We start from the raw sequence: 12,398 nt of genomic DNA on the forward strand, positions 1-12,398 counted from the left end.
CAAAGACTCATTGCTAGGTCATACTCCAACTTAACTCATCAACCACTCTTCCAATAACTTCTCATGAAGATTTTTCTCTTCGCAATCGAAAACAACAACTCTTTTTCGTTTAAATAAATTAGCTAGCTTCTTATGAATAACAATATTTCGCTCATCATCTAAACTCGAATAACCAAAATAAATCTCCGTTTCAACATCCTCTGCATAATTTAACACATCAATTTTTTCTAACATCTCTAATAAGTAGTCCTCTTTTTCAGGATAATTACGATTATATTCTCGAATACCATCATAAACTCCTACATCAAGATTATTATCAAAAATATATCTAAAATCTACATTTTGAACATTTGAAATGACCAAATTTTGAACTTTCTTACCTACCGCTGCTGCGACAATTCCTATAGCTGCTCCTTGTCCTTTAGCAACGATAGTCACTTGGAAATTGGGAAACTCCTTCTTAAGTATATCCACTAAATCTATCCCATCTTGATACGCATAATTATAATATAAATTATCCTCACTATTATTATTTAAAAATGGAGAATATATTGAAGCTGGTTGCTTATTTTCACTTCTTCCTCTATCTCCCCTAACATGAAGTGTCGCACACCCATAACCCAAGGCACAATATTTCATGAGATTCACCTCACTACTCGGTACTTCCTCATAATCTGGAATTTCTAATATTAGTCCTTTGTTATTATCTTTTTTCACAACAAGTTCGGTATGAATTTTTGAATTATCTATGGCATCAAATTCAATCGACAATAATTGCATCTCTGCATAATCTTTTAAAATACTAACCTTATAATCTACTTTTCGTTCTCTCTCTAATTTCATTCTCTCACCTTCCTACCCCGTATTTCAATACAATTATACCTCAACAAGATTTAGAAAGACAGTATCCTAACTCATTGTCTCAAAACTCTAATAAACTATCATAAAAAGAACAATCCCCGACTTTTACATCGAGGTTTGTTCTTCGTAAGTTTGTTATATTTTATTTAAGGTCTTTGCTTATTATTTTTCTTCTTTTACGTATTCTTGATCTTTAGTGTGAATAGTAAGTCCAGTGATATTTTTAGTAGATTTGAAGAAGAAACTACAAACATATCCGAATACTAATGCACTTAAGAATGAGAATCCTGAGAAGATAAATGGACTTTGTTTAGCATAAGTTGTAAAGTCTTGGATGTACCAACATACAACACCTGCTACTAATAATCCTAATAGTGCTCCTGCTCCGTTTGCACGTTTAGTAAAGATACCAAGTGCAAATGTACCAGCTAAAGGCACTCCTAGAAGTCCGATATATTTAAGGAATAAATCCCAAGTTTCTTTTTGGTTAGTGTTAACAAAGTATAATGCTGCAATTGTTCCAAGTACACCTGCTACAATAATGATAACACGAGCTAATAGAACGTCTTGTTTAGCATCTTTACTTAGTCCGAAGAAACGTTGTTTAATATCAACTGTGATACAAGCAGAAATTGAGTTTAAGCTTGATGCGATAGTTGATTGAGCAGCTGCTAAAATAGCTGCGATAACTAATCCAGCGATACCAGCTGGTAATGCTGTTAAGATGAAGTAAGGTACTAAAGCTGTTGTGTTAGCTGCTTTACCTACTACTTCAGCGTTCATGAAGTCTGGTAATTTAGTTACAGCGTGGCTACCTTTGTAGAAGCTGTAAAGAACTGTTCCCATTCCATAGAAAATTGGAATAGAGATGAATGCTAATAATCCGTTAGTCCAAAGTGATTTATTAGTTTCTTCTACTGATTCAGTAGTACTATAACGTTGAACTACGTCTTGAGAAGCTGTGTATTGTTGTAAACTGTTAAATACTGATCCAATAAAGATGATTGGAATAGTAGATGCAGTTAATGACCAATTAAATTTCTCAGCAGTTACAATTTTACCATTTGCTAAAGCATCTTGAGTAATGTGTCCGAATCCACCTACGTGGTAAGCTCCTAAGATGATTACTAAAACAGCTCCTCCAAGTAAAATAATACCTTGGATAACGTCTGTCCAAATAACCCCTTCTACCCCTCCTAAGAATGAGTAAACTACACAAAGTAATCCGATTACCGCACACACTAAGAATGGATTAAGTGTCGATACTGATGTAATCGCAACTGTTGGTAAATAAATAACGATAGCTACACGTCCAATATGGAATAGTGAGAATAACACACTTCCTACTACACGTACACTAGGATTAAAACGTTCTTCTAAATATTCATACGCTGTCGTTACATTTAATTTTCTAAAGAATGGAACATAGTAGTGAATTAATATCGGAATAATCGCGATAATTGAAAAGTTCCCTGCTGCATATGTCCAGTCTCCGTTGAATGCTTTTTCCGGTGTCGCCATAAATGTAATGGCTGATAATGTTGTTGCATAAATTGAGAATCCTACTGCCCAAGATGGAATATTCCCACCAGCTTTAAAGAATTCGTCCGTGCTTTCACCTGCTTTTTTAGTGAAATACACCCCTATACCTAGCATAGCTATTAAGTAAATTCCTAATACTATACTATTAAGTGTACCAAATCCTATTTTGTCCATGGTACTCCCCTCCTATTTTGCTGTTTTTGTTTAATAATATTTTTTGTTATAGAAAGATTTTTCTATTTAGGAAGGAGGAGCTTTGCTCCTCTTTCCTGGCCCCTAATTTTACCTCTAATATACCCCTTATTATTAAAAATTATAGGTTATAATCTTTAACTAATTTTTCAACTTCAGCTAATTTAGCTGGATCGAATGATTTCATAGGTTTTTTACAAGTTCCTGCATCAATACCTTTAACTTTAAGGATTTCTTTAAGTGTTTGGTATAATCCTAATTCTAGAACTTTTTCAATTACATCATTTGCTTCGTGTTGAAGTTCATAAGCTTCTGCAACTTTACCTTCTTTAGCAAGTCTGAAGATTTCTTTACTTCTTTGCCCATTAACATTGTATGTAGAACCGATAGCTCCGTCTACTCCAGTAATTGCAGCTTGAACTAACATTTCATCGAATCCTGACCAGATAAGTTTGTCAGGGAATCTTCTTCTGAATCTTTCTAATTGATAGAAGTCTGCAGCAGTATATTTAACCCCGATAACTTTTTCATCTTCGAATAATTCAGAGAATTGATCTAAACTAATTTTAACCCCTGTTAAGAATGGGATGTAGTAAAGAATCATGCTGTTATCTGTAGCATCAATGATTGTTTTGTAGTAGTGTTTAATTTCGTTAAATGATAGTGGGTAGTAGAATGGAGTAACTGCTGATAATGAATCATATCCTAATTCTGTAGCGTATTTAGCTAATTCTACCGCTTCATTTAAATCTAATGATCCTACTTGAGCGATAAGTTTAACTCTGTCCCCTACTACTTCTTTTACAAATTTAAAGATTTGTTTTTTTTGAGCAGTGTTTAATAAGAAGTTTTCCCCACTACTTCCATTAACATATAATCCATCAACTTTACTTACGTTAATGTTGTGCTCAATAACTTGTCTTAATCCTTCTTCTTTAACCTCACCATTTTCATCAAATGGAATCAGTAAAGCCGAGTAAATTCCTTTTAAATCTTTCATTGTTATAACCTCCGTATATTTGTTTTTATTTTAATTTTAATTTCGTGCATTTATTTAACACATTAAATTTTAATACACTTATATTGTAAAACGTTTTCTACAGTTTGTCAATAGAAAAAAAGAAAATTAAAATATTTTTTGAAAACCTTTGGCACCTTATATTGATAAAGTAGTATCCACTATTACTTCACTTCCATAAATCGCCTTTTAGGTATTTATCTCTCATCGCAATATAGAAGTCAATTATTTAATACATTAAAATACTTTAACTCTTTATATCAACTCCCCTCTGACGTTAATTAGACATAATAAAAAGCAATGACAAACATCTCCTTGCCATCACTTTTCTCTATTCTATGATTAAGGGTAATTATCTATCGTAACTTCCTATAAGCAGCATATCTCCATCTAACAGACAATCGCTACATTGGGTTGTCAAAATAAAACTATCTCCTTTTTTAATATCATACACAGTATCTTCTACCTTAATACGACCTTGACCTTCTAACACTGTGAATAAATTCCCTGTATCGTTTTTTGTTAATTCTGCCTCTCCTGATACTTCGATTTTATAAACACCAAAGTATCTTTCTTCTGCAAGTTGGGTTACTTTTATATTTCCAACTTCGTAAACTTCTTGCTCTAGTTGGACTTTTTCAAAAGGAACTTTGGTTACATCTTTTGTTTTTTCTATATGCAGTTCACGAGCATTTCCCTCTTTATCAACACGATCATAATCGTAAACTCTATATGTTGTATCAGAGTTTTGTTGCACTTCATAAATTAAGATTCCTTCTCCAATCGCATGAAGGGTCCCTGCTGGAATATAGAAGAAATCCCCTGCTTTTACACTTTCCTCAATAAATAATTCATTCCATTGTTCAGCATCTATTTTACTATTGAACTCTTCTTTTGTTTTAGCAGTGTGTCCATATACTAATTTTGCACCTTCTTTAGCATCTAACACATACCAACACTCAGTCTTACCTAGCTCTCCATTCTCATTTACTCGCGCATAGTCATCTTCAGGATGTACTTGAACTGACAAATTATCACTAGCATCTAAGATTTTAATCAATAATGGAAACTTATCGTAAGTTTTTTCTGTAAATAACGTAGGTTGTTTCTCGTAAGCCTCTTTTAATGTTAATCCCGCTAATTGTCCATTTATTATTTTTGAACTTCCATTATCATGAGCTGCAATTACCCATGCTTCTCCAATATTTCCTTGTGGAATAGAAAAATTAAAACTTTCTAAATTGCGTCCTCCCCATATTCTTTCACAAAATACAGGCTCTAAAAATATAATTTTACCCATTTTCTTCTCCTTATATTATATAACTACGATTTAATTATACACCAAGTAGACTACTTTATATAGCAGATGCCCTATATTTTTTTCAATAACTTATTTTCAAAAAACCGTTTTTATGGTAATATATCGTTGTAAAGAAATTTAAAAAAATTAACAAAAATCAAAGATTGATATGTCTTTATTTAGAAAGTAGGTATAATATGTATTTAGGAATTGATATTGGTGGGACAAGTATAAAATTTGCTGTGTTTGATGACAACTACAAAATCATTCACTACGAAACTTGTAAAACACCTGACAACGTAACTGTAAAAATTACTGATGAGATGTTCAGAATAGCAAGCAAAATCCGTGAAACTTACAACTTCTCTGCAGCAGGAATTTCTGCAGCAGGAGTTATCGATAATGTACACATGGAAGTAATCCGTGCCGCTCCAACTATTAAAAACTACCTTGGAACTAACTTCAAACGTGACTTTGGAGATAGACTAGGTATTCCAGTATATGCTGACAACGACGTTAACTGTGCTCTACTTGGTGAACAATGGCTTGGTGGAGCTAAAGGGCTAGATGAAGTATTCTGTATGGCTTTAGGAACTGGAATCGGTGGTGCTTACTACTTAAACAGCCTTCCTTTCGGATCTAACTTCGGTGTTGGAGAAATCGGACAATCTGTTTATGACTTCGATACTAAAACTACATACGAACAACGTGCTTCTACTATCGCATTAGATAGAAAAATTAAAGCTGAAATGTACGAAGGGCTAAGCGTTATCGAATTCTTCGACCTTTGTAAACGTGAAGATACAACTGCATTAAAAGTGCTAGACGAATGGTTATTCGAGCTTGCTCGTGGTATCGTTAACTTACTATGTATCTTAGATCCAAAATACATCGTAATCGGTGGTGCCGTATCTGCTCAAGGTGATTACTTATTAAATAAACTTGAAGCTAAAGTACGTGAACTACACCCAATCGAAAATAACCAAACTAAATTCCTAGCAGCTGAATTAGGAAACGATGCAGCTCTATACGGAGCTATCAGCCCATTTGTAGAAAAATAAAATATTAAAACTTATCCCCTCTTTACCTAAAAAGTAAGGAGGGGCTTGTTTCTATTGTATTTCAATAGCTAATAATATATAATAAAAGTGAAAAACATTATTAAGGAGACATTGTTATGAATTTAGACCTAAACGAAAATGAACTAACTATCATGGGAATTAAATTTGATAATATTAAAGATTTTAAAAGTGTCTGGTATGCCCTTAGTACAAACATCATTGAAGGATGGACACCGTCATCCAACGATGTTCTCGAATTAAAGAATAAACTTACTTCAATTTCAAAAAAACATGAGTAGAAATAAATACGAAGAATATACATATATAGATTATGATAATATCTATACCTATCCAGACACTAATATCCTTATAAACAAATTTAATGAAAAATCATTAGAATCGTTAAAAAAGAAAGAATACTCTCTAGTGGCTAACAAAATACTAGAATTATACCTTCAACCTATCTTAGTTCATTCTATATCTGATATTTATAAAATACATAAATTTTTATTCTCAGACATATATTGGTGGGCTGGACAATATAGAAAAGTTAATATTTCTAAAAATAATAAACCCTTTATCCCTATTCAATCTTTTCCTACAGCTGAGAACTATATTAATTACTTAATTTCAAATTATCACAGAAATGCTCATAGCAAAGAAGAAATTTCTAGTGAACTAGCTAATATTTTAGATAACCTTAATTACTTTCATCCGTTTAGAGAAGGAAATGGACGTACCCAAAGAGAGGTAATTCGTGTCTTGGCGTTAATGAAGAATTACGAAGCTATAATTAATGTTGGAACAGATGATAATATATACAACCTCTATATGGACGGCACTGTATACAGTGATAAAACTAAATTAAAAATTCTATTTGACAATATCCTAAAAAAAATATAATAGGTTATTAAAACTTATCCCCTCTTTACCTAAAAAGTAAGGAGGGGCTTTGTTTTTTCATCAATATCTCTCTAGTTCTAATATTCCAACTTATGCAACCGTTTAAATTTTTTCTAATATTATTAAAAATTTTTCTTTACAAAGTTCATGATAAGTGATAATATAAATTTAAGTTAACACATTAAATTTTAATAAACCTAGTTTTATATAAATTAGCCAAGGAGGGATCAACTTGAAAAAATACGAAAAGATTATAAATGACATCATTTTAAAGATACAAACGGGTATTTTTAAAGAAGGTGAACAACTCTATACAGAAAAAGAGATAAAAGAAATATATAATGTTAGTAGTACTACTGCAGTACGTGTTCTTAACGAACTAGAATCTGCTGGGTATATTTTTAGAGTTCAAGGTAAAGGAAGTTTCGTGAATAAAACATTAGTTAACAAAAAAGTTTTAGTTACAGAAAATAACAACTTCCACAAACACTTTAAAGAATCAGTATCTGAACACTCTGAAGTTATCGAAGCTGAAATTATTCAAGATAAAGAGCTTTGTGCAAAACTAAAATTAAAAAATCAAAAACTTCTAAAAGTTGCCCGTATAAAATATATCGGTAATATCGCATGGGCTCATCAAACAAACTATATTCCAATTAAATATTTACCTGATGTCAATATTAATGATATAGATAGTTTTAAAGAGCTTGCGACTATGATTAGAAAAAAATATCGTATAGATATTCACCAAGAAAAATCTAAAAAAATTATGAACGTTATAGTTGATACTCCTGAAGAAGTTGCCAAATTTATCGCAAAAGACGATGAACCATGTTTTGAATTCGATAGGTACACTTACTTCGGTGATGGCAAAATTTTCGAATATGTAAAAATATATATAAATTATAAATACTACAGCTTAACCATTAAAGATTAAGCTCTGATTGGAGTTAACTATGGATAAAAAAGAAAAAATCTTAAACCAAATAAAAGGTGGAATCATCGTTTCTTGTCAAGCATTACCTGGAGAACCACTTTATGTTGAAGAAGGTGGAATCATGAAACTTATGGCACTAGCTGCTAAAGAAGCTGGAGCCGTTGGTATCCGTGCACAAGGTGTTACTGATATAGTTCAAATTAAGGAAACAGTAGACTTACCTGTTATCGGAATTATCAAACAAAGTTACGAAGGAATGTCTCAATTCATCACAGCAACTATGAAAGAAGTAGACGCCCTTGTAGAAACAGGTTGTGAAATCATTGCCTTAGACTGTACTTTACGCCCTCGTTTTGATGGAACAACAATTAATGATTTTATTGCAGAAATCAAAGCTAAGTATCCTGATATTATTTTAATGGCAGATATCGCTACTTTCGAAGAAGGTGTAAATGCAGAAAAAATAGGTGTTGATTTCGTAGGAACTACCTTAAGTGGTTACACAGAAAATACAAAAGATAGACCAAATGAAGTAGACTTAGATCTTATCAAAAAATTATCTGAAACTATTTCTGTTCCAATCATAGCTGAAGGACGCATCCATTACCCTGAGAATGCTAAAGCAGCATATAATGCAGGAGCTTTTAGTGTAGTAGTAGGTGGAGCTATTACCCGTCCAAAAGAAATAGCAGCTAGATTTATCGATGCAGTGAAATAAACAAAAAGTTCTAATTGACAGTTGATCAATTAGAACTTTTCTTTATATTACTTTTCCCAAGCACGTCCATCGATGTAGCTTGATTTTCTATAATTTTCTTTCATCGGTTTTACCGGCATTATTATCGATAACAGTATATATATCAATATCGGGCTACCGAATGAGAAAATACTCGCTAATAAGAATAGTACTCGTAAAAAACTAGCACTTATTCCAAATCTTTTACTTAAACCACTGCATACCCCAGAAACTAAAGCTCCTTCGTATGATTTATAAATTTTTTTATCTTCTAAAAAATTAAGAAATTTATTCCAAATTTTATTTAATCCATCTATCATAATAAATTCCTCCTGACTTTATTGTTGATATTTTATTATTCTGACTTTATAAATATTATATCACATTTCTATGATATATATTAACTATTGTACTTAGGCGACTTTAAACTAAGTTTAGATTATTAAGATTTTGTAATAAATATCTTATAATTGGCATTGTCAGTAAAATATTTATCCAAAAAAAACAAAAGAACACTCCGAAGAATGTTCTTTCATTTTTTAACAAGAGTCTTAAAGGATGGACGGCGTACCCATCATCTCAGGTACTCTATAAAAGAGTGTGTAGAGAGCCTTTTCTACTTCTATAAGACTTTTTCTATCTTTATGTTATAACAAATATTTTGGTTTGTCAATTATTATACTTTTTAATACGTCCACTTCTTATCATGCTCTTTAATTTTGCATCCGTAATATCATACATCGAGGCTGTATAAAAATAATTATTTTTAATATCTAGTTTTATTGCCAATAGTATATTATCTTCAAATAACTTTATACATTCTAAACTAATACCTTTCTCTCTCGGATTAATTCCTACATAATCTGGAGTTTCTATAATATTTTCTATATGAGAAATATACTTAATCGCATGTTTATGTCTACTCTTTTTCATATGAGTTTCTAATCCTCTAGAAATTATTACCTCATCGACATCGATATTAATATCTAGCTGCTGTTTTATTTTTTTATTTATTTTCACTTTAATCTCTCCCATCTATTCAATTTTATCATATTATAGATTTTTTTTCACCGTTTACTCACTTATTTCAATAATTAAATCTTTATTTTTCCTGATTTTTTATTTCATCCTCCTTATTTCTTCTTGACAAGTGAGTGTTTACTCACTATAATATTAAACATAAGGTGAGTTCCTACTCACCAAAGATTTGAAATTTTATTTCTAATGGAATATTTCTTAGCACCTACCGTGAACTGTGCTTTAATACTCATAGTTCTAATTGTGTAACACTAACAAGTATACCTTAAATAATCTCTGCTATATTTTTTTAATCTTGAAGTGAGTGTCTACTCACTTTAAAAAGAAAGGTGATTCTTATGAAAAAATTAATACAAATTACTTCATTATCAAAAAGCTTCGGCGATCAAACAGTCCTTGACAACATTGATTTCAACCTAGAAAAAGGTGAAATTGTCGGTCTTATCGGCCCTTCAGGATCTGGAAAATCAACATTAATAAAAACAATGCTCGGTATGGAAAAAGCGGAAAAAGGTGAAGCACTTGTTCTAGATAACAAAATGCCAAAAAGAGAAATTCTTTCTAATATTGGATATATGGCACAAAGCGATGCTCTTTATGAAATGCTTACCGGCTACGAAAATTTAGAATTTTTTGGAAAAATGAAAGGTGTCCCTTCTAAACAACTAAAAGAAGAAATAGCTTATATAGCAAAAATAGTTGACCTAACCGACCACCTAAAAAAATCAGTGTCGAATTATTCAGGTGGGATGAAGCGAAGACTTTCACTTGCTATTGCATTAATCGGTAGCCCTGAGTTACTTATACTCGATGAACCTACTGTCGGCATAGACCCTAGCCTTCGTCGTAACATTTGGAAAGAATTGTTCAAGCAAAGGGATAATGGTGTGGGCATACTTGTGACAACTCACGTAATGGATGAAGCAGAACTTACAGATAAAGTTGGACTTCTTCTTCGTGGAGATATTATTGATTTTGACACACCAAAGGATCTAAAAGAAAAAAATAATGTTACTACTATCGAAGAAGTATTCTTGAAAGCGGAGGAAAAATAAAATGAGAATTTTAACTATTTCAAAAAGGGTATTTAAGGAATTTTTTAGAGATAAGAGAACTTTAGCAATGATGTTCGTTGCACCCATTTTTATAATGTGGTTAATTAGCATAGTCTTTTCAGCAAACACAAATTCTGAAATTACTGTTGCTTCTGTGAACACTCCTCAAAGCGTCGTTTCCATAATGAAAGATATCGACAACGTTCATCTAGAAGAATATCAATCAAAAGAAGCTGCTGAAGAGAAATTAAAAAATAATGAGATTGACACTATAATTTCTTACGATAACAATACCTACACGGTGACTCACGCTAACATAGACACTACAAAAACTATACAAGCTCAACAAGTTTTAAAAAATTCTATAAAAGCATCAGAAGTGAAAAACTTGGAGGAAGTTGTAAAAAAAGTAAATCCTAAATTAAATGAGAATAAACAAGAACCTGAAGTTAAGGAATATTATAACTATGGTAGTGCAGATTCAACATTTTTCAATAAAGTTGCGCCTACTTTAATTGCTTATATCATATTCTTCTACGTGTTTCTAATCTCTGGTATGGCACTATTAAAAGAACGTAATAGCGGAACTTTAGATAGACTTTTAGCAACTCCAGTAAAAAGAAGCGAAGTCGTCCTAGGTTATGTATTATCTTATAGCTCATTAGCCATAATTCAAACTATTATCGTCACTTTATCATCTGTATATTTATTAAATATTGAAGTTGCTGGAAATCCGTTTTATGTTATAATAGTTAATGTATTACTAGCAATGGTTGCCTTAACACTAGGTTTACTAATCTCTACGATAGCAAAATCAGAATTTCAAATGATGCAGTTCGTTCCGGTAATAGTTATTCCACAAATGTTCTTTTCAGGAATTGTATCTGTTGAAAGTATGGGGAAAATCGCTGTCTATATTAGTAAAATCCTGCCTGTTACCTATGCTAGTGACGGTTTAAGTAAAATAATTTTAGAAGGTAAGAATCTTCTTGCGATAAAAACTGATATCATTGTTCTACTTGCACTTTGCATCCTTCTAATAATTCTTAATATTCTGGGCTTAAAACGATATAGAAAAGTTTAAAAAATAATAGGAGACTCTTATGACTGAAAATATCTTACAATCTTACTTTAGCATATCTCATGACGAAACCTTCCCACCTGGTAAGAAAAAAACAATAGAAGCTGCGATTAAATTATTCGCAAAACAAGGATACCACGGGACATCTACGCTTCAAATCGCCAAAGAAGCAGGCGTTAGTCAAGCAACAGTATTCAAGTACTTTAAAACTAAAGAAGATTTATTACATTCAATAATAGTCCCTGTTATTCCTAAATTATTTTTAAATTTTCTAAAAAGAACTCAAAATACTAATTCTCTTGAAGAATTAATCAGTTATGTTGTGGAAGATCGCATGGTTTTCCTAAAAGAAAATAAGGATATTGTAAAAATAATCTACTCAGAAATATTAACAAATGAAAATTTTAAAACACAACTTATTAATTCTTTAAAAATAACATTTGAAAAAATAGACTTCAAAGCTATATTACAAACATATAAAGAAAATAATCCTGAAGTTAACGAAAACTTATCAACAGCTGAAATAATTCGTTCATTCTCAGGACCTATCACTACGTACTCAGTCCAAAGATTTATTCTTTTTGAGAATATTCCATGCCCTACTGAGGAGCATGATCTACAATTTATTAAACAACAAATCTATAAAAATTTAACAAAGTAGAAAAAAGAGGAGC

The 12,398-nt window shown here is 31.5% G+C and carries 14 protein-coding genes; 8 read left to right on the forward strand and 6 right to left on the reverse strand.

Features of this window, described 5'->3' with window-relative positions:
- Positions 1-30: 30 nt before the first annotated feature.
- From JX287_RS00385 to manA, 4 genes are all read right to left on the reverse strand, one after another.
- Entirely contained in the window at positions 31-843 is an 813-nt protein-coding gene (locus JX287_RS00385) for an acetylxylan esterase (protein WP_204641264.1), read from the reverse strand.
- 180 nt (positions 844-1,023) lie between these two features.
- Complete coding sequence (locus tag JX287_RS00390; protein ID WP_204641265.1) at positions 1,024-2,577, reverse strand: sodium:solute symporter; 1,554 nt, start codon at positions 2,575-2,577, stop codon at positions 1,024-1,026.
- Between the two features lie 139 nt (positions 2,578-2,716).
- The gene (locus tag JX287_RS00395; protein WP_204641266.1) at positions 2,717-3,595 is read right to left on the reverse strand and encodes an N-acetylneuraminate lyase; all 879 of its coding nucleotides are present in this window, start codon (positions 3,593-3,595) and stop codon (positions 2,717-2,719) included.
- A gap of 370 nt (positions 3,596-3,965) precedes the next feature.
- Positions 3,966-4,913 (reverse strand): mannose-6-phosphate isomerase, class I, encoded by a 948-nt coding sequence (gene manA / locus JX287_RS00400; RefSeq protein ID WP_204641267.1) that lies wholly within the window; start codon positions 4,911-4,913, stop codon positions 3,966-3,968.
- 197 nt (positions 4,914-5,110) lie between these two features.
- Between manA and JX287_RS00405 the strand changes: the two genes are divergently transcribed.
- The 5 genes from JX287_RS00405 (at position 5,111) to JX287_RS00425 (ending at position 8,532) form a co-directional block, all read left to right on the forward strand.
- Positions 5,111-5,974, forward strand: coding sequence for an ROK family protein (locus tag JX287_RS00405; RefSeq protein ID WP_204641268.1), 864 nt, complete (start codon positions 5,111-5,113; stop codon positions 5,972-5,974).
- A 116-nt stretch (positions 5,975-6,090) separates the two neighbouring features.
- Positions 6,091-6,273 carry a hypothetical protein gene (locus JX287_RS00410; RefSeq protein ID WP_204641269.1) on the forward strand — a complete coding sequence of 61 codons (183 nt, stop codon included), beginning with the start codon at positions 6,091-6,093 and terminating at the stop codon, positions 6,271-6,273.
- Complete coding sequence (locus JX287_RS00415) at positions 6,266-6,877, forward strand: Fic/DOC family protein (RefSeq protein ID WP_204641270.1); 612 nt, start codon at positions 6,266-6,268, stop codon at positions 6,875-6,877. The genes JX287_RS00410 and JX287_RS00415 overlap by 8 nt, the downstream gene beginning before the upstream one ends.
- A 232-nt stretch (positions 6,878-7,109) precedes the next feature.
- The gene (locus tag JX287_RS00420) at positions 7,110-7,814 is read left to right on the forward strand and encodes a GntR family transcriptional regulator (RefSeq protein WP_204641271.1); all 705 of its coding nucleotides are present in this window, start codon (positions 7,110-7,112) and stop codon (positions 7,812-7,814) included.
- 19 nt (positions 7,815-7,833) lie between these two features.
- Complete coding sequence (locus tag JX287_RS00425; protein ID WP_204641272.1) at positions 7,834-8,532, forward strand: N-acetylmannosamine-6-phosphate 2-epimerase; 699 nt, start codon at positions 7,834-7,836, stop codon at positions 8,530-8,532.
- A 47-nt stretch (positions 8,533-8,579) separates the two neighbouring features.
- On the opposite strand, the gene JX287_RS00430 is transcribed toward JX287_RS00425, so the two are convergent.
- Positions 8,580-8,870, reverse strand: a complete 291-nt coding sequence (locus JX287_RS00430) for a PspC domain-containing protein (RefSeq protein ID WP_204641273.1) — start codon at positions 8,868-8,870, stop codon at positions 8,580-8,582.
- Between the two features lie 349 nt (positions 8,871-9,219).
- Positions 9,220-9,570, reverse strand: coding sequence for a PBECR2 nuclease fold domain-containing protein (locus JX287_RS00435; protein ID WP_204641274.1), 351 nt, complete (start codon positions 9,568-9,570; stop codon positions 9,220-9,222).
- Between the two features lie 356 nt (positions 9,571-9,926).
- On the opposite strand from JX287_RS00435, the gene JX287_RS00440 reads away from it, so the two are divergent.
- Genes JX287_RS00440 through JX287_RS00450 form a run of 3 tightly spaced genes read left to right on the forward strand, consistent with a single transcriptional unit; the run spans position 9,927 to position 12,385 of the window.
- The gene (locus JX287_RS00440; RefSeq protein ID WP_204641275.1) at positions 9,927-10,643 is read left to right on the forward strand and encodes an ABC transporter ATP-binding protein; all 717 of its coding nucleotides are present in this window, start codon (positions 9,927-9,929) and stop codon (positions 10,641-10,643) included.
- A 1-nt stretch (position 10,644) separates the two neighbouring features.
- Positions 10,645-11,727: an ABC transporter permease gene (locus JX287_RS00445; RefSeq protein WP_204641276.1), complete on the forward strand. Its 1,083-nt coding sequence runs from the start codon at positions 10,645-10,647 to the stop codon at positions 11,725-11,727.
- 19 nt (positions 11,728-11,746) lie between these two features.
- Positions 11,747-12,385, forward strand: coding sequence for a TetR/AcrR family transcriptional regulator (locus JX287_RS00450; protein ID WP_204641277.1), 639 nt, complete (start codon positions 11,747-11,749; stop codon positions 12,383-12,385).
- Positions 12,386-12,398: the final 13 nt, after the last annotated feature.

Source organism: Gemella haemolysans (assembly GCF_901873445.1).
GTDB lineage: Bacteria > Bacillota > Bacilli > Staphylococcales > Gemellaceae > Gemella > Gemella haemolysans_C.

What these genes read in the sequence shown, in the direction of transcription:
- JX287_RS00385 (WP_204641264.1), bottom strand. Translation starts at nt 843, where the DNA reads ATGAAATTAGAGAGAGAACGAAAAGTAGATTATAAGGTTAGTATTTTA.
- JX287_RS00390 (WP_204641265.1), bottom strand. Translation starts at nt 2,577, where the DNA reads ATGGACAAAATAGGATTTGGTACACTTAATAGTATAGTATTAGGAATT.
- JX287_RS00395 (WP_204641266.1), bottom strand. Translation starts at nt 3,595, where the DNA reads ATGAAAGATTTAAAAGGAATTTACTCGGCTTTACTGATTCCATTTGAT.
- manA (WP_204641267.1), bottom strand. Translation starts at nt 4,913, where the DNA reads ATGGGTAAAATTATATTTTTAGAGCCTGTATTTTGTGAAAGAATATGG.
- JX287_RS00405 (WP_204641268.1), top strand. Translation starts at nt 5,111, where the DNA reads ATGTATTTAGGAATTGATATTGGTGGGACAAGTATAAAATTTGCTGTG.
- JX287_RS00410 (WP_204641269.1), top strand. Translation starts at nt 6,091, where the DNA reads ATGAATTTAGACCTAAACGAAAATGAACTAACTATCATGGGAATTAAA.
- JX287_RS00415 (WP_204641270.1), top strand. Translation starts at nt 6,266, where the DNA reads ATGAGTAGAAATAAATACGAAGAATATACATATATAGATTATGATAAT.
- JX287_RS00425 (WP_204641272.1), top strand. Translation starts at nt 7,834, where the DNA reads ATGGATAAAAAAGAAAAAATCTTAAACCAAATAAAAGGTGGAATCATC.
- JX287_RS00430 (WP_204641273.1), bottom strand. Translation starts at nt 8,870, where the DNA reads ATGATAGATGGATTAAATAAAATTTGGAATAAATTTCTTAATTTTTTA.
- JX287_RS00440 (WP_204641275.1), top strand. Translation starts at nt 9,927, where the DNA reads ATGAAAAAATTAATACAAATTACTTCATTATCAAAAAGCTTCGGCGAT.
- JX287_RS00445 (WP_204641276.1), top strand. Translation starts at nt 10,645, where the DNA reads ATGAGAATTTTAACTATTTCAAAAAGGGTATTTAAGGAATTTTTTAGA.
- JX287_RS00450 (WP_204641277.1), top strand. Translation starts at nt 11,747, where the DNA reads ATGACTGAAAATATCTTACAATCTTACTTTAGCATATCTCATGACGAA.